Here is a 17,197-nt window from a genome sequence, read left to right as displayed (position 1 = left end):
TTAATAATTATACACAAATATAAGCAATCGCAAACGATTGCTATTCGTTTTTGCCAAACAATTTTCTGATAGCCTATCAATTTAATCTATACCGAACCCCTTCCATTGCCTCTAAACTGTCAAGAAACTCATTCGTTATGAAAATCTTACGACGTTTAACCGGCATCTCAATAGAGAGTTCATCCTGCACATCCATGATCATGAATTTCAACGAGCAGCTTGCTTCCTGCCCTTCCATGTGGCAATGGCTCAATGTACGCTCTAAATTATCCAAGAATTCATGATTCAGCGCATGCAATGGAAATTGTATGGTAAAACTCTTGGCCATCTTTTCACGCAAATCCGAAAGGAGTTGAATATTCTTCAATTCAAATCCCCAGTTCCCCACTTGTTTGAAACGCTCCTGTACCAGGCCGCGAATCTGCACAAAATAACCTTCCTGCAGGTAGCCCTTGAACTTCACGTAATCTTCGCCAAATACCATGATTTCAAAGGACTCCGAGTAATCTTCAATAACAAAAGAACCGAAAGGCTTACCTGATTTCGCAACGCGATGGTTGGCCATCTGCACAATGCCTCCCAGCACAACCTCCTTGTTCTTGATCCTGTTAAAGTCCAACAGCACTTCCTGATCGACCTCCGCTGCTTTAACCTTATTGATAAGCTGTAAATCCGTAACGTTATTCGGACAGAAATGTTTTAATTCAAACTTATAATTGTCCAAGGGATGGCTGGTCAGATAGATACCGATTACATCCTTTTCGTATTTCAGCTTTTCGATCAGTCCCCAAGGCGGACAACTCGCAAGTACAGGCTCTGGTAGTTCAACAGCACCCCCAGCACCGAAAAGACTGACCTGTGCCGAATTTTCATTATCCTTGAATTTATGCGCAAATTTTATTGCCTTCTCGATCCCGGAACTGTTATCGGTATCGGAATAGAAATATTGTGCACGATGGGTGTCCGTAAAAGAATCAAATCCACCGCCGTAGGCCAGACTTTCAAAGGCTTTCTTGTTGATCATACGCAGATCAACACGTTTTGCAAAGTCAAAGATGGATTTATAAGGTCCATTCGCGCGGCTGTTCACGACCGTTTCCACTGCACCTGCACCCACGCCTTTTACGGCACCCATACCAAAGCGGATCGCCCCTTCGTCATTTACCGTAAACTTATAATGCGATTCGTTCACATCAGGCCCCAAGACTGTCAATCCCATCCGGCGACATTCTTCCATAAAAAAGGTAACCTGCTTGATATCGTTCATGTTGTTCGATAGTACCGCAGCCATGTATTCCGCTGGATAGTGCGCCTTCAGGTAAGCTGTTTGGTAAGCAATCCAGGCATAGCAGGTCGAGTGGGATTTGTTAAATGCATAACTCGCAAATGCCTCCCAGTCGGTCCATATTTTCTCAAGTACCTTCGCATTGTGCCCATTTGCTTCCGCTTGGGAAACAAACTTCGGTTTCATCTTATCCAGAACGGCCTTCTGCTTCTTACCCATGGCCTTACGCAGCACGTCGGCATCACCTTTGGAGAATCCCGCCAATTTCTGCGATAGCAACATCACCTGCTCCTGATATACCGTAATTCCGTAGGTCTCTGCAAGATATTCCTCACAGGCATCCAAATCGTATTTGATCGGTTCTATACCGTGTTTCCGTTTGACGAAACTTGGGATATATTCCATCGGTCCCGGACGGTATAGCGCATTCATGGCAATTAAATCCGCAAAAACAGTCGGCTTGAGCTCCTTCATGTACTTCTGCATTCCCGGAGATTCGTACTGGAAGATACCTACGGTCTCACCCCGTTGGAAGAGCTCATACGTCTTCACGTCATCGATCGGAAAATGATCGGGATCCAGGTCGATACCATGGCTTAACTTCACATTCGTAACCGTATCCTTGATCAGGGTCAGTGTCTTCAATCCCAAAAAGTCCATTTTCAGGAGACCAGCACTTTCCACGACCGAGTTATCGAACTGTGTGACGTATAAATCGGAATCTTTTGCCAAGGAAACCGGGACGAAGTTGGTAATGTCATCCGGCGTAATAATCACACCACAGGCGTGAATACCGGTATTCCGCATCGATCCTTCCAACACACGCGCCTGTTTGATGGTCTCCGCTTCGATCCCCGCACCATCAGCCAATGACTTCAGTCGATTCACGGCTTCCAACTCCTCGCTGCGCAAAACTTCCTTCAACGCCTTGTCCTCCATGTTGAAGATCTTGCTGAGCTTCAGGTTCGGAATGAGCTTGGCGATCTCATTGGCATCCGCCAATGGGAGATCCAATACGCGAGCGGTATCCTTGATGGATGATTTTGCCGCCATCGTACCATAGGTTATGATCTGTGCAACCTGCGAGGCACCGTATTTATCGATTACATACTGCATGACACGACCACGGCCCTCATCATCGAAGTCGATATCGATATCGGGCATGGATACACGGTCAGGATTCAGGAAACGCTCGAATAGAAGGTCATATAGGATAGGGTCGATATTGGTGATCCCCAGACAGTATGCGACTGCAGAACCTGCTGCCGATCCACGTCCCGGACCTACGGATACCCCCATCTTACGGGCTTCAGCAATAAAATCCTGAACAATAAGGAAATACCCCGGATATCCTGTTTTTTCAATTGTTGCCAACTCAAAGTCCAATCGCTCGCGAATGGCATCGGTAATCTCTGGATAACGGCGTGCCGCCCCTTTATAGGTCAGGTCGCGAAGGAAGGCATTCTCCCCTCTTTTCCCACCATCTTCCAGGTCTTCGGCATGCTGAAACTCTTCTGGAATCTCAAATTTCGGCAAGAGAACATCCCGATTGAGGGAGTAGATCTCTACCTTGTCCAATACCTCTTGGATATTGATGATGGCTTCCGGAAGATCCGAGAAGACAGCTTTCATCTCTTCGGTAGATTTGAAATAATACTCCTGATTCGGCATCCCGAAACGGAAGCCGCGACCACGCCCCTTAGGTGTGGCCAACTTTTCACCGTCCTTCACACACAATAGGATATCGTGTGCATGCGCGTCGGCTTTATTTACATAATAGGTATTGTTGGTACCTATCAATTTAACATCATGTTTCTTTGCCAATTGGATGAGGGTGTCGTTTACCCGGTTTTCATCCTCCTGGCCATGGCGCATGATTTCGATATAGAAATCATCTCCAAATTGTTCCTTCCACCAGATCAATGCTTCCTCGGCCTGGGTTTCACCGATGTTCAATACTTTACTAGGCACCTCACCGTTCAAGTTTCCGGAAAGGACGATAAGGTCTTCCTTATACTGCTCCACGGTGGATTTATCGATCCGTGGCACATAGTAGAATCCCTCGGTATAGGCTACTGAAGCCATCTTCGCCAGGTTATGGTACCCCTTTTTGTTCTTTGCCAGGAATACGACCTGGTAGCCATTATCCTTACGGGTTTTATCCTTCCGGTCTTCACACACATAAAACTCGCACCCAACAATAGGTTTGATCAAAGTGCCATCAAATTCCTCACCTTTCTCAAGAGCTTCCTGCTGTTTGGCCTCTACGTCCTTGTTATGGCCCAAGGTCTTGCTCACAAAATGGAAAGCACCCATCATATTTCCATGATCGGTCATGGCCACAGCCTGCATTTTATGCTTAGCGGCAGCCTGAATCAGGCTATCGATGGAAATGGTGGACTGTAGAACCGAGAATTGGGTATGGTTGTGCAGGTGTGCAAAATTCGCTGCTTTAAATGCGGCAAGGGTATCTGCATCAATGCTTACTTTCTGTGTGCCGGCTGGTTCCTGAACGCGCAGTGCATCGGAGGCAGCTTTTAGGTTGATATGCTTCAAGCCTACCGATTCGACAACCGCAGGATTCTCTTCTTTAAATTCAACGAAGTAACCGGTATCAACCTGTAGCTCGGATGGCGTGAACACCTCCCTACGGACAAGCTCAAAGAAACATCGCGTGGTAGCTTCCACATCGGCGGTGGCATTATGCGCCTCAGCGAATGGAACACCGAATAAATAACTGTGGAGCTCTGTCAGGTTGGGCAGTTTATAGCGTCCTCCGCGTCCTCCCGGCAGTTTCAGTAATTCTGCCGTAATTTCGGTACACGTATCGAGTACCGGCATGGAAGCCATGGGGCTATCGACCTGATAGCGGTAAAACTCCGCCCCCATAATATTAAGGTCGAAACCGATATTCTGGCCAACCACAAATTTGGCTTTACCCAAGGCCTCGTTAAACTTCACCAGCACCTCGGTCAAGGGAATACCCTCGGCCTCTGCAAGTTCGGTCGAAATACCATGGATCTTCTCGGAATCATAGGGAATATTAAAGCCGTCGGGTTTTATCAAATAATCCTGATGCTCAACCAATCTTCCCATTTCATCATGCAATTGCCAAGCGATCTGTATACAACGCGGCCAATTATCCGTATCGGTAATCGGTGCATCCCATCGCTTCGGCAAACCCGTAGTCTCTGTATCAAAAATTATAAACATAGCAACAACAACTTACTCTAATAACTAACAAATCTACTTAATATTATCCAAACAAAAATTCATTTCTAGGTTAGGATTTCCACGATCGATTTAACCGAATATAAACGAGTAAATTAGATTTTTCTTCCTTGGTAACAAGCAAAACTAAGAAACATCCTGCCTGAATATCGAGAATAAAAAAAGCGCAGTTCTGCTGAGCAAAACTGCGCTTTCCTATATGGTCAATTCGTTATTTTAGAATAACGACTTCTACACGTCTATTCTTACGTCTACCCTCTGGAGTCTTGTTGTCCGCAATAGGTTTTGACTGTCCAAGACCTTTCGTAGAGATCCTGGAATCTGAAATTCCGGAATCCACCAAGAACTTTTCTACAGAAGCTGCGCGTTTCTCCGATAGCCATACATTGTATTCGGCAGTTCCGGTTGCATCGGTATGTCCATCCACACGGACCTTCGCATTGGCATTTGAAGTTTTGAGTACCTTCACCAATTTGCTCAATTCCGTTTTTGCGTTATCTGTTAAATAGGATGAATTTGTAGGGAATAGCAAATCCGAAGATATCGAAACCATAATACCTTCGTTGGTCTGTTTTGCATCTTCAAATTCACGTTTTACATTCTTGAGTCCATCACTAGTACCATCTTGGGTCACCACAGCTCCTGGGTTTACAATTAAAGATTGTTGCTTACAGGAAAACAGGGTCATCCCACCTAAAAGGATTAAAGTTAAATAGTTGATTCGCTTCATGTTTTTTTATCGAGTTATGATTCCGTAAATATAATGATTCTCCCTAAAAATACCTTACTTCTTAAAGATTCTTTGTTCCGCAGATTGGATCTCCGGAATGGCTTGATATAGGCGCCAGATTAACCCACTGCGTGCATTCTCCAACAGCACCACCAAATTCGATTGGTTATAGGCCAGGTACTCATCCGATACATCATCGGTCCTTAGATCCATCCAAGCCCGGAAGCCGTATTCCGTAAAAATCGATTCACCGTATTGATTGTATATGGCTTTCAGGGATCGCTCGGCCTTGGTAGGTTCCAAAAAGATGCTGGCAATTGAAATTGCGGGATTTACCCGGAAACTTCCAACGGTATCGCGGTGCTGGTAGAACCCCCAGATATCACCATTTGTTGTTCCTACCCCGATCTCATTGTCCCGTCGCTTCACCATTTGCGTGTAGCGGTTCAGGATATCCTTAAGATCATATTTTTTCAGTTTGGCCAGATCTGGATTGATAGTATTGAATGGCCTGTACATCTCCAATAGGCTTCCCGAAAAGGCGCCGAATGGCAATTCCAATCCGTACATCATGGTGTCGGCTGCCGCTGAAACCTTGTAGACCGAATCGCGACCTTCCACCTTCAGTTCTGGATATCCACCCTGCAGCATGGCCTGCACACTATCGGCAACATTGCCAGCTGCATTCATGCCTAAGCGGCGCAAGGAATTACGGTTCATCCCCCGCGGTCGTTCAAAGCGATATTCCAAAGCATTGGCAAAAGCTTCCGCTGGCAGCCTGGATTTGGTGGATGCAATGGCCAACATATAGGCATTCAACCCTACATTGATCCCCACCAATGGTTCATGGTTTACATATTCATCCACCATGTCAATTGCCGACCTTAACACCAACGGATCGGATTGATAGGCTATCCCCTGCCAATCCAAACGCTCCCACAGCTTGGTGATATCCCCACGAAGCTTATTCTCCTCCGCGGCGTCGCCGCTTAAATATTGTCGTGTTACCAAGAGCGCTTCTATCAATGATGTGGTGGCCACAATATCATAACGCGGTTGTCCATCAAGGTAGATAGGCAAACCTTTCCGCCCGTCAAAATAGGTCGGGAAGAAACCTTTATTGTTTTGCGCTTTTTCCAGAAACCCTACGATCCGTTTCAGGCGACTCATAAACAAAGGCTTACTCACAAAACCTTTCTCTACCCCCACCAAAAGGCTCAAGATAGCTCCCCCTGTCTCCCGAATGGATACAGGCGCTTTGTCCTTCATCCGGAAAGGCATATACATACCGGAGTTGATGTCGTAATTCTCGACAAAGTAATTGATGTTGGACAATTGGATGAGATCCAACAGACCGTCCTCACCGATCTCCACAGGTGTTACTTCCCGAACCTCCGAAAATGGAGACTCCCGGTAGTTGTAATCCACCCAAGCGATTTTATAATAGTATTTCTTATCCAGAACGGGAATATAATCCAAGCAACTCAACATATAGGTCGGTCGAATGGCTACCGCTTTAAATTCCTTGTTGTCTTCAGATCGGTATATTTTTACATAGCGGATGCTCGGTGTTAGGGGCACCTGCCATTGCAGATCGATATGTTTACCATAGGCAGTCGCCTTCGTCAGTACTGCCGGTGAGGTCAGCGAAGTTGTAGGGTATGCACTCGGCAGAAATTCAATCTGATCCAAAAACAGCTGATGGGTACTTTTCCCGGTCTGATGCTGTCGGAGCACAATCCCTGATATCACATCATCGATATTGATTCCTGCAAATTCCTTTACCGGGATCTTTACGCTCAACCAGTTGCTGTGGTTGAAGTCTTCCACAAAATCGGCCAATCGGATGGAAACCGATTGGTTATCGCCCTGCTGAATGGCAATGGAGGGCAGCATCTCTGCTTTGGTATGTCCACTGGCTACAAAGATCTTCATGCTGAGCACATCGTCAAGCGATACCCTATAGTGGAACTTTTGGCGACTGTATTTCACCAATACCTCCCAGTCACCGTCAGTTGCTGATATATACCGTAGGGAAAGCGCGTTCCCAGGTGTAAAGAATAAAGTATCCGATACCAAAAGGCTTTTCTGCACGTTCTCTACCCAGCTTTTTCCTGAATAGTTGACCGTACTGCGCGCATACGAACCCTTCACCAGGCTATTGTCGAAGACAACCTCGGGATAGGATTCCGCTTTGGCAATGGTCAAGAAGCAGCAGCAGATGAGGAAGGCTATAAGTTTACGTTGCATACCATCAAATTTGCCACGAAAATAGGCAATTTTAAAGCTAAAAACGATGTTTTTACTATGCAATACAGTTAAAGCAATAAAATTATTACGCACATTACAAGGACATTGCAGGAATTCCAAGGATAAAATTTTTCAACTCTCCCAAATCTGGCTATATTTGCACCACGTCAAGCGAAAGTAGCTCAGTTGGTAGAGCACAACCTTGCCAAGGTTGGGGTCGCGAGTTCGAATCTCGTCTTTCGCTCAGTTGCCTAGGTGGTGGAACTGGTAGACACGCAGGACTTAAAATCCTGTTCCTGTTAAAGGAGTGCGGGTTCGATTCCCGCCCTAGGTACTTGAAAAGCTCGTCTTCGACGAGCTTTTGTATTTAGTAATAAGTAGGTAGTAGTTAGACCTATGGCGGGTTATTACCTTCTAAATATTGCGCTTGGATATTTTTTTCTGGGATTCATTTATTTTGGATTGCCCTATTAAATAACTATATTGAAATCATAATCCCAATCACCTATTTTCTCCCTGCCTCTTTGGCCATAATTGGTGAATTTTCAAAAATTTTATTGATTTACTATGGAAAGCGAAATGCCAACACGCTCTGGCATTGTGTACTTTCCAAAAAATAAGCGATCTACCTATTACAATCATAATTTTTCCAACTAATAATATCTGTATTGATGCTCCCTAGACCTTGTCTGACATGCGTCCGAGGTGCGGCCGTAGTTTAACCGTAGTGGAGACGTGTTATAGGCACGCTCTCACCACGCTCTCAGTACGCTCTTACCACGCTCTCACCTCAGACAAGGTCCAAGCAAAATATATGGTAATCAAGATTTTATCATTATAAAAATGATTACAATGTAACGAAGTTGGATATGAATTTGAAAAGAATTAGATGTTTAGCTGACAGGAAAGTCAGATGTTAGTGCAGAAAATAAAAATCCCATAATTCCGATCATTTTCTAAGAACGGCGTTATGGAATCGTACCTCAGGATGAATTCCTATTGAATTGTTTTTTCGTATATAATTGATTCAGAAAATCTATTTGAACAATGTTTCCGACCGCTTCCGAATCTCGTCGACATTCCTACCGGCTTGCTCCATTTTATCAGCGGCTTGTTTTTCAATCAAATCTTTCAATAACGTAATGGTTTCATCGAATTCAACATGCTTGGCAATTACAAAAGAGAGTTCATATTCAATATCTTCCCAAGTTATTAGTTCAGCATGGTTATGCTGCAATTGCACTTCAAGCTTATCGATGGCATTGGCTACTTTAGCCTCATACGTCTGCTTCTCTTCAAATTCGTAGAATAGATCATAAACTTCCTGCCCAATAGAAGTAGAAAGCATATCACGAATTTTCAAGATTGCCCTTTTTTCGTTTTCAATCTTTATCTTCTTTATTTCTGGATTTCGGATTTGATCCAGGACAGATACGTCACCCGCTTCTGCTTCAACCAGATCATGGATAATTATCATTTTCAACAATTTAACCATATCGACAGGGTGTTCCAAAAGTGGCTCCAACAGCACGGCCATAAGCGACATGCGCCAGGTATGCTCAGCTACACTTTCTTGTCTTCCATTGGAAAGCCAACTGTGTCGAAGTTCAAATTTCAATTTTTCGGCCAGTTGCAGAACGTCAAGAATGGCTTTCAATTGGGTAACTTTTTGAAGGTGCATACGTTTCATTTTTTTTCCAAGATATAAAATAATTACTGGCTAGGCCTTTACCCACAATAAAATAATTCACTCAGTTCAACAATAATTAACATACATCAATCATTAATGAAACATTATGAATTAATATTGCTTTATGAACATATAAATTATACAGCACATGAAAGCAGCAGTTGTAATACAGCAGGGTGAATTACCAACCTATGTAGAAAATTTGGAAAAACCTGAAAACGACCTATCAAACGGCACATTGGTCAAGATGCAAGCGGTGTCAATTAAAAATTTGGATAAGATGCAAGCCAGCGGCAAGCATTATTCGGCAGGTCACGGTGAGTGGAAGCCTAAGGTTGTCGGATCGGATGGTGTCGGTACATTGGAAAATGGGGATTTGGTTTATGGTTTTGGTTTGAATGGAACCATGGCCGAATTTGCGTTCCTAAAGAAAGATGCGCTGGTTCCTGTTCCGAAGGGACTTGATGTCATTCGCGCTGCAGCAATTCCAAACGCTGCCATGGGTGCAGTCATGGCCTTGAAAATCCGAGCGCAGATCAAACCTGGCGATACGGTATTGATCAATGGTGCTACTGGGGTTACGGGAAAGATAGCCGTACAGATGGCCAAGTATTATGGCGCGGGAACCATCATTGCTACCGGTCGGAATTTGACCTCTTTAAAAACGGTTGAACAGCTAGGTGCTGATATCATTATTCCATTGACAGAAGATAAGAACGATTTCGAAGAACGCCTGGCTGAAGTATTTACTTCCCACCAGATCGACATCGTAATTGACTACCTATGGGGGAACTCTGCCGAATCCATCTTAAAGTTCATGACTGGAAAAGGAACATACACATATCCCAAGGTTTTTGTCAATGTCGGTGCCATGTCTGGTGACGACATCACCCTCCCATCCGCTCTTCTGCGCAGTACAGATCTGAAAATCATGGGGTCGGGATTGGGAAGCTGGAACCATCAGGAACAGCAATTGTTCTTTACCACACTCCTACCTGAGGTCTATGCCTTGGCAGTTGCTGGAAAGATCAAAATAGAAACCCTGGAAATGGACCTGAAAGACATTAATACAGCTTGGCAATTGAAACCGGAGCTTGGCGAACGGATTGTCATTCGCTTATAAAGTCTTGTTTACCAATGTTATTCCCTGGTATATATGGCTATTGAACTCCTAGTATCCCTTTGCGCGAGTACGCAATTATCTCTTATGAATGATTGAAAAAATCTCTATGAATCATAGATAGAATCTATCAAAAACAATCAACTTATTCGATTTTATTTATCTAATTTTAACTAAATTTAAAGAGAGAAACGAAGAAGTTTCCACTGGATACGTAAATAATTAGTGAATCATATATAACCAACGGCACCATGGAGAAACAGTGCCACTTAACAACAAAGAGATATGGATAACGGATCAAATGACATCAGTAAATGCCCATTCCACAACGGGAATGGCAACGGAACTGGCAAGCAGAAAATGACGGTTGCCGGCGGCGGAACAACGAACACCGATTGGTGGCCAAAGAAGCTTAAAGTAAGTCTATTGCGCCAGCATGCTACAAAATCCAACCCGATGGATGCGGATTTCAATTATGCTGAAGCATTCAACTCCTTGGATTTGGAAGCTGTTAAGGCAGATTTACATGCCTTAATGACGGATTCTCAAGATTGGTGGCCCGCAGATTTCGGCCATTATGGAGGTCTATTCATCCGCATGGCTTGGCACTCTGCAGGAACATACCGTGTCGGTGACGGTCGCGGTGGTGCCGGAACGGGGCAGCAGCGCTTTGCCCCATTGAACAGTTGGCCAGACAACGTAAGTTTGGATAAAGCACGTCGCTTATTGTGGCCTATCAAACAGAAATACGGACGTAAGATTTCCTGGGCGGATCTACTGATCCTGACCGGAAATATTGCATTGGAATCCATGGGCTTCAAGACCTTTGGTTTTGCAGGTGGACGTGAAGATGCCTTCGAACCTGAGGAAGATGTATATTGGGGTTCGGAAACGACCTGGTTGGGTGGCGATATCCGTTATGCCCACGGTGGTTCTGAAGGTGTGGAAGAGAAAAATCACGGTGTACTTTCCGGTGATGATAAACCCGATGGCGATTACCATTCCAGAAACCTGGAAAATCCATTGGCTGCCGTTCAGATGGGCTTGATCTACGTGAATCCGGAAGGACCTGATGGCAATCCAGATCCGTTATTGGCTGCTAAAGATATCCGCGACACCTTTGGCCGCATGGCCATGGACGATGAGGAAACCGTAGCGCTGATTGCTGGTGGCCATACTTTTGGTAAAACGCATGGTGCCGGGCCATCAGACAGTGTTGGAAAGGAACCAGAAGCAGCAGGTTTGGAAGAGCAAGGTTTGGGCTGGAAAAGTACATATAAGTCAGGTGTTGGTGCCGATGCCATCACGTCAGGATTGGAAGTAATCTGGACCACAACGCCGACAAAATGGAGCAATAACTTCTTTGAAAACTTGTTCAACTACGAATGGGAATTGACAAAGAGCCCCGCTGGAGCCTATCAATGGGTAGCCAAAGATGCCGATGATGTGATCCCTGATCCATTTGATCCCAATAAAAAACGGAAGCCAACCATGTTGACTACGGATCTCTCGTTACGTTTTGATCCGATCTATGGACCGATTTCCCGTAAGTTCTACGAAAATCCCGATGCTTTTGCCGATGCCTTTGCTAGAGCGTGGTTTAAACTAACCCACCGCGATATGGGGCCTCGTACGCTATACCTAGGTCCGGATGCTCCGGAAGAAGTTTTAATCTGGCAGGATCCGATTCCTGAATTGGACCATGATGTCGTTGACGAATCAGATATTGAAAGCCTGAAGAATCAAATTTTGTCCTCCGGTCTTTCGGTTGCTGAATTGGTTTCGACAGCTTGGGCATCCGCATCCACGTTCCGTGGTTCCGACAAGCGTGGTGGTGCCAATGGCGCACGCGTTCGTTTGGCTCCTCAAAAGGATTGGGAAGTCAACAGACCGGCGCAATTGCAAAAAGTACTATCCGTATTGGAACAGATCCAAAATGATTTCAATGGAAGTCAAGTGGGCAACAAAAAGGTTTCCCTTGCCGACCTGATCGTTCTGGCAGGTAATGCAGCCGTAGAAAAAGCGGCGCAGGATGCTGGCGTTTCGGTAAAAGTACCTTTTACGGCAGGTCGTATGGATGCTTCTCAAGAAATGACTGATGTTGAGTCCGTAGCATTCCTGGAACCGATTGCAGATGGTTTCCGAAACTATAAAAAGAGACAGTACTCCTCTTCTACCGAAGAACTCTTGATCGACAAAGCTCAATTGTTGAATCTTTCTGCACCGGAATTGACAGTTCTCCTTGCCGGTATGCGCGTTCTGGACACGAACTACGACGGTTCCAAGAACGGTGTGTTCACAACCCGTCCTGGTCAGCTGACCAATGATTTCTTGGTCAACCTATTGGACATGAACACGTCTTGGAAGGCTGCTTCCGAAGACAAGGAATTGTATATCGGTTCAGACCGCAAAACCGGACAACCGAAGTGGGCAGGTACTCGTGCAGATTTGGTATTCGGTTCGAATGCAGAACTTCGCGTAATTGCAGAGGTATATGCCTCTAGCGATGCACAGGAAAAATTCGTGAAGGATTTTGTGAAGGTCTGGGCAAAAATTATGGATGCCGATCGCTTTGATGTGAAACGATAAGTTGAAACAAGTATATTCTTTAAGCCCGCCGAGCAAATCGGCGGGCTTATTTTTTTTTACACCTATCCCACTTAAAACCAACCATATAAGCAATAAACATATGAATATTTAAGTCAATTTGGAGAGTATTTATAATCGATTTGCAACTCGGAAACTGTCTCAAATAAAATTTTAAAATTTTCACAAAACCAATAAAGTAAAACTTCTTTTCATTCGTCTATCTTTACATGGACAGCGCAGAGCAAGAAGCAATGGGATCAACCTCCTCCAAATCATTTTCAGAAATCGTCAAGACCTATGGCGGTCAATTGCTGCGTTTTGTAAAATCACGTGTTTCTAAAACCTCGGATGCGGAAGATATCCTGCAAGAGGTATGGTATCAATTCTCCAGGGTAACCAACATTGATGACCTCGGAAATGCGGGTGCTTGGCTCTACTCCGTTACGCGCAATAAGATTACCGACAGTTACCGTAAAAAGAAAACCGAATCCCTGGACGACCTGTATCCCGATGCGGACGATGAGTCCTTCGCCATTGCGCATCTTCTGGCAGCTGATGAAACCGAAAACCCTGAATTGAAGATGTTCAAGGATATATTTTGGGACGAACTGATGAAGGCATTGGAGGAACTTCCAGAGAAACAACGAAAAGTATTTATGTTGAATGAACTGGAGGAAATGACGCTACAGGAAATAGCGGACCAGGAAGGCGAAAACCTAAAGACTATCATTAGCCGAAAGGGATATGCAGTCAAGCATCTCCGTTTGCGGTTAAGGAGTTTATATGATGAATTAAAACAGTAAAGAAATACCGATATGAACAGATTTATGCAAGGAAAAAGAAAAGGGAAAAAAGCATTTGTCATCCTAGCGATCATTGTACTCTTCAGTTTATTGATTGCGTTGCTACAGTACCTATGGAATACCCTGATAACGGATATATTCAGTCTCCGTGCGATTTCCTATTGGGAAGCCCTGGGCTTATTTGCGATCTCTAAAATATTATTTGGCAGAGGCCCCGGCAGACCGGGCGGTTTTGGAAATGCGCGCCGCCGGATGGAAAGGCGAATCGCAGAACGTGACGACCTCAGTGAAGAAGAGCGCGAACGTCTACGCACTGAATGGAAGAAACGTTTCGGTGCCTGTGGTTTTCGGGACTAATACCAATTGGGGAAAAAAATAAAAAAAGTTTAAGGTAAAAGTTGAGCTGTACCCGTCTACTACAGCAAAGGCCTTTAAACAATTTAATTAAAAAAGAAATGAAAAATAAGATTCACTTTATACTTCCCCGATTATTGGTCATCACAGCCCTGGTCGGGATATTCAGCCTCATTATTGGCGCATTATTTAAGATTCTCTTGTTGGGGACAGTCGTTGTAGGCATCGGCGCGTTCGTGATGTCGCGGATCCGAAAAAGAAGAATGTTGGAACAACACTACCTTCATACCCAAAGAGCACAGTTTGCACAAGGCTCCCCTTCTCTGGCCATTTCTCCGATAATCGGAACAACACACCAGACTAAGGCAACCATTATCCCCATTTATTAAATCCATTAAACTCAAGAAATCATGTTTAGAAAAGAATATCAAAATGTAGGTCAACAATTCGGTAGCGACGCTTGTCGGAATCATTTTAAGCGAAAATTCGATCGCTTACAACAGCGGTTGTTTCAGGACGGCAATAGTGCAAGGAGTATTCATCCCGTAAATATTGCCGAGAATGAGGAATTTTACCAGGTGCAATTGTTTGCTGCTGGGAAAAGGAAGGATCAATTTCAGGTGCGCATCCAAAACCAGGTGTTGACCATTTCCTGTACTGCTTCGGAATTGGAACCGGGTATGAAATATATCTATCAGGAACAACCAGCATCGGCTTTTGAGCGGGCATTTCAATTACAGGATCAGGTCCTTGTGGAAAATGTCCATGCAAGTTACGAAGAAGGTGTCCTGACTGTCATCCTGCAGAAAGATCCGGCCATGGCAAAACCTGAATATCAGGTTGCCGTCTCGTAATCTGTAAACCCATAATCCCAAAATATGCCACTGGTCCTTCGTTGGTAATCCAATAGACCAGTGGCTTTTTTATGCCCAATTTTTTGGATTAAGCCTTAATTTCTTATCTTCCAACCTATGCATTTGAAATATAGACCTACCCTGCTCGCCTCCATTGCCCATTTTGCACTCTTTATCTGCGTGTTTATCCTTTTCTTTGCACGGAAATATGAAAGCCTACGGTTTCAAGCAATCAGCGATTATTTCCCTGATTTTCATCTTCATATTTCGAACTTTGCGATCGCTTATTTGCTCATATCGGGAATTGGATTTCTTTGGCTCATCGTTGGATTGCGGTTCTGGAAAGTCCTTCTTTTGGGCATTGCGGTTGTCCTTTTCAATTACCTCTATGAATATGTTTTGCCCTGGCTGAATACTAGGGATGCCTTGGATGCGCATTATGGTTTTTGGGGCAGCCTATTAGCCATCGTCGAAATGTTTCTCATCAGCAGATATGGATTGCGTGAGAACAAATACGAATCCAAATAGCCTCTTCATTCCTAACTGGATCAGACCTTATCCAGGTCAGACGATTAGTCTTATGCCCTTATTTACTTCATCAAGTCCTATTTCCCTGAAAAGTACTGCGCTACTGCCTTCCAATCGGCCATACGCTCATATCCGGACTCGTTGATATTATGAAAACAGGAGAAAATCAACGGTTCCCCTTCGAAAGTCTGAAGGTTCTTTACGTGGTCATCAATCAGGTAATCGGCCTTAATGATACTTTTATCACCACAAAAAACAAATTGCAGCCAGTTGAGAAAGGGAAAGTGTTCGGCGAGCCATTCATATTTTTCGTTCAGACTCCATGGAAATTCCATGGCTGCAGAAACGATGAAGACATGAAACCTTTCATTCAAATCCCTGACTACTTCTTGAGCATCGGGATTGATGGGCAGGGTGCGGAAAAAACCGGGTTGTTGGAGATGCCTGCGAACGGCATTCGGGTCCGGAAGAAAACTGATTTCAGGTAAGCCTTGAATATCCGCTGCGGAAATGCGCTCTCCGGTTTCGTTAAAATGGTAGTCTAGGTAATGCTGCATATTATTGGCCAGCACTCCGTCCATATCGATAGCGATTGTCTTTTTGGTTGTCATGATGTAAGTTACGAGGAAATGGGAAGGTATAGAAACTTTTATGAAATAGGATTACTAATTTCCTGTGATTCACCTGAAATACATGTCATTTCCATCTCCACCCCAAACCAGTGGCCCCATAGCTCCTTGTTTTCCATTAATTCCCATAATCCTGTTACATGATTATTCCCAGAAAAGCAGTTTTTTTTCGTAATTTTAAGTGTTAGAAATATAAACCTATTTCCATTATTAAATTCTGATTATCAGTTTAAAGACCATTGCCTATGAAACCATTATTTAGGAAGGTTCCTGTACAGTATGAGAATTCCTTTTTGGCACGACATGATGTAATGCCAAATTTTGGAAACGTGTGGCATTACCATGAAGAGTTGGAATTACATTATACCATTCGTGGTGAAGGAATCCGTTTTATTGGTGATAACATTAGTACGTTTGAACCGGATGAGATCATTCTGGTGGGAAGTATGCTTTCCCATGCTTGGCGTTGTAATGAAGAGTATTATAAAAATGATCCAAACTATCAAATTGAAGCGATCGTTCTTCAATTTCTCCCCGATTTCTTGGGAAAACCATTGTTGGGACTTCCAGAAATGTATATGTTACCTCGTTTATTTGAACGGGCAAAAAAAGGATTATTGTTCAAGGGATCAACGAAAGAGAAAGTTGCTGATTTAATGCGGAAATGTGTAAACGAAGAAGGAATGGGACGGGTAATCTCCTTACTTTCTATATTACAGATTCTTGCCGAAAGTGATGAGTACGAAACTATAGTTAACACACAAAGTGCTTTCCATCATTCGAATGAATCAGACAGCGTACGTTTAAACGATGTTTTCAACTTTACTCATGCAAATTATAAAAAGGATATTTCTCTGGAGGAGGTTGCCAATATTGCACACCTTAGTGTTACCTCGTTCTGTCGTTATTTTAAAATGATGACAAAGAAAACCTATTATGATTTTTTAATTGAAATACGGATCAGTCATGCCTGTAGGCAGCTTGTGGAAAACCTCCTTCCCACGGAGGTAATATGCTTCGATTGTGGATTCAATAACGTTTCCAATTTCTATCGGCACTTCAAACGCGTTACAGGGATGACGCCAATGGATTATAAAAAGAAATACTTGAATAGGGCAAAAGCTTAATTCTAAG

13 protein-coding genes and 2 tRNA genes are annotated in these 17,197 nt (G+C 44.0%); 10 read left to right on the top strand and 5 right to left on the bottom strand.

Features of this window, described 5'->3' with window-relative positions:
* Positions 1-76: 76 nt before the first annotated feature.
* The 3 genes from dnaE to G6N79_RS11170 form a co-directional block, all read right to left on the bottom strand.
* On the bottom strand, positions 77-4,498 hold the full coding sequence (gene dnaE / locus G6N79_RS11180) for a DNA polymerase III subunit alpha (RefSeq protein ID WP_103907554.1): 4,422 nt from the start codon (positions 4,496-4,498) through the stop codon (positions 77-79).
* A 229-nt stretch (positions 4,499-4,727) separates the two neighbouring features.
* Positions 4,728-5,246 (bottom strand): OmpA family protein, encoded by a 519-nt coding sequence (locus G6N79_RS11175; RefSeq protein ID WP_103907555.1) that lies wholly within the window; start codon positions 5,244-5,246, stop codon positions 4,728-4,730.
* Positions 5,247-5,300: 54 nt separating this feature from the next.
* Positions 5,301-7,496 carry a glucoamylase family protein gene (locus G6N79_RS11170; RefSeq protein WP_146060667.1) on the bottom strand — a complete coding sequence of 732 codons (2,196 nt, stop codon included), beginning with the start codon at positions 7,494-7,496 and terminating at the stop codon, positions 5,301-5,303.
* A 171-nt stretch (positions 7,497-7,667) separates the two neighbouring features.
* Between G6N79_RS11170 and G6N79_RS11165 the strand changes: the two genes are divergently transcribed.
* Together G6N79_RS11165 and G6N79_RS11160 are read left to right on the top strand one after the other, a co-directional pair.
* Positions 7,668-7,740: transfer RNA gene (locus G6N79_RS11165), tRNA-Gly, on the top strand.
* Positions 7,741-7,745: 5 nt separating this feature from the next.
* A tRNA-Leu gene (locus tag G6N79_RS11160) sits at positions 7,746-7,830 on the top strand.
* 702 nt (positions 7,831-8,532) lie between these two features.
* Here the strand turns inward: G6N79_RS11160 and G6N79_RS11155 are convergent.
* Positions 8,533-9,177, bottom strand: a complete 645-nt coding sequence (locus tag G6N79_RS11155) for an HD domain-containing protein (RefSeq protein ID WP_200818836.1) — start codon at positions 9,175-9,177, stop codon at positions 8,533-8,535.
* A gap of 157 nt (positions 9,178-9,334) precedes the next feature.
* Here G6N79_RS11155 and G6N79_RS11150 point away from each other — a divergent pair, with 157 nt between their 5' ends.
* From G6N79_RS11150 to G6N79_RS11120, 7 genes are all read left to right on the top strand, one after another.
* Positions 9,335-10,309 carry a quinone oxidoreductase family protein gene (locus tag G6N79_RS11150; protein ID WP_103907558.1) on the top strand — a complete coding sequence of 325 codons (975 nt, stop codon included), beginning with the start codon at positions 9,335-9,337 and terminating at the stop codon, positions 10,307-10,309.
* A 282-nt stretch (positions 10,310-10,591) separates the two neighbouring features.
* Positions 10,592-12,895, top strand: a complete 2,304-nt coding sequence (gene katG, locus G6N79_RS11145) for a catalase/peroxidase HPI (RefSeq protein WP_103907559.1) — start codon at positions 10,592-10,594, stop codon at positions 12,893-12,895.
* A 227-nt stretch (positions 12,896-13,122) separates the two neighbouring features.
* Entirely contained in the window at positions 13,123-13,698 is a 576-nt protein-coding gene (locus G6N79_RS11140; RefSeq protein WP_200818837.1) for an RNA polymerase sigma factor, read from the top strand.
* Positions 13,699-13,710: 12 nt separating this feature from the next.
* Positions 13,711-14,055, top strand: a complete 345-nt coding sequence (locus tag G6N79_RS11135; RefSeq protein WP_103907560.1) for a hypothetical protein — start codon at positions 13,711-13,713, stop codon at positions 14,053-14,055.
* A gap of 98 nt (positions 14,056-14,153) precedes the next feature.
* The gene (locus G6N79_RS11130) at positions 14,154-14,441 is read left to right on the top strand and encodes a hypothetical protein (protein ID WP_103907561.1); all 288 of its coding nucleotides are present in this window, start codon (positions 14,154-14,156) and stop codon (positions 14,439-14,441) included.
* Positions 14,442-14,462: 21 nt separating this feature from the next.
* Complete coding sequence (locus G6N79_RS11125; RefSeq protein WP_103907562.1) at positions 14,463-14,906, top strand: Hsp20/alpha crystallin family protein; 444 nt, start codon at positions 14,463-14,465, stop codon at positions 14,904-14,906.
* A 117-nt stretch (positions 14,907-15,023) separates the two neighbouring features.
* Complete coding sequence (locus G6N79_RS11120) at positions 15,024-15,434, top strand: hypothetical protein (protein ID WP_103907563.1); 411 nt, start codon at positions 15,024-15,026, stop codon at positions 15,432-15,434.
* Positions 15,435-15,511: 77 nt separating this feature from the next.
* On the opposite strand, the gene G6N79_RS11115 is transcribed toward G6N79_RS11120, so the two are convergent.
* Complete coding sequence (locus tag G6N79_RS11115) at positions 15,512-16,045, bottom strand: 5' nucleotidase, NT5C type (protein ID WP_103907564.1); 534 nt, start codon at positions 16,043-16,045, stop codon at positions 15,512-15,514.
* Positions 16,046-16,308: 263 nt separating this feature from the next.
* Here G6N79_RS11115 and G6N79_RS11110 point away from each other — a divergent pair, with 263 nt between their 5' ends.
* Positions 16,309-17,190: an AraC family transcriptional regulator gene (locus G6N79_RS11110; RefSeq protein WP_103907565.1), complete on the top strand. Its 882-nt coding sequence runs from the start codon at positions 16,309-16,311 to the stop codon at positions 17,188-17,190.
* Positions 17,191-17,197 lie beyond the last annotated feature (7 nt).

This window comes from Sphingobacterium lactis, assembly GCF_011046555.1.
In the GTDB taxonomy this organism is placed as follows: Bacteria; Bacteroidota; Bacteroidia; order Sphingobacteriales; family Sphingobacteriaceae; genus Sphingobacterium; species Sphingobacterium lactis.
The sequence above is the reverse complement of the archived record's forward strand: the minus strand, read 5'-3'. Positions and strand labels throughout refer to the sequence as shown.

Bases quoted from the DNA above. Each gene is read 5' to 3' on its own strand.
- katG (WP_103907559.1), top strand. From the start codon at position 10,592: ATGGATAACGGATCAAATGACATCAGTAAATGCCCATTCCACAACGGG.
- G6N79_RS11115 (WP_103907564.1), bottom strand. From the start codon at position 16,045: ATGACAACCAAAAAGACAATCGCTATCGATATGGACGGAGTGCTGGCC.
- G6N79_RS11175 (WP_103907555.1), bottom strand. From the start codon at position 5,246: ATGAAGCGAATCAACTATTTAACTTTAATCCTTTTAGGTGGGATGACC.
- G6N79_RS11170 (WP_146060667.1), bottom strand. From the start codon at position 7,496: ATGCAACGTAAACTTATAGCCTTCCTCATCTGCTGCTGCTTCTTGACC.
- G6N79_RS11130 (WP_103907561.1), top strand. From the start codon at position 14,154: ATGAAAAATAAGATTCACTTTATACTTCCCCGATTATTGGTCATCACA.
- G6N79_RS11110 (WP_103907565.1), top strand. From the start codon at position 16,309: ATGAAACCATTATTTAGGAAGGTTCCTGTACAGTATGAGAATTCCTTT.
- G6N79_RS11125 (WP_103907562.1), top strand. From the start codon at position 14,463: ATGTTTAGAAAAGAATATCAAAATGTAGGTCAACAATTCGGTAGCGAC.
- G6N79_RS11120 (WP_103907563.1), top strand. From the start codon at position 15,024: ATGCATTTGAAATATAGACCTACCCTGCTCGCCTCCATTGCCCATTTT.
- G6N79_RS11140 (WP_200818837.1), top strand. From the start codon at position 13,123: ATGGACAGCGCAGAGCAAGAAGCAATGGGATCAACCTCCTCCAAATCA.
- G6N79_RS11155 (WP_200818836.1), bottom strand. From the start codon at position 9,177: ATGCACCTTCAAAAAGTTACCCAATTGAAAGCCATTCTTGACGTTCTG.
- G6N79_RS11135 (WP_103907560.1), top strand. From the start codon at position 13,711: ATGAACAGATTTATGCAAGGAAAAAGAAAAGGGAAAAAAGCATTTGTC.
- dnaE (WP_103907554.1), bottom strand. From the start codon at position 4,498: ATGTTTATAATTTTTGATACAGAGACTACGGGTTTGCCGAAGCGATGG.
- G6N79_RS11150 (WP_103907558.1), top strand. From the start codon at position 9,335: ATGAAAGCAGCAGTTGTAATACAGCAGGGTGAATTACCAACCTATGTA.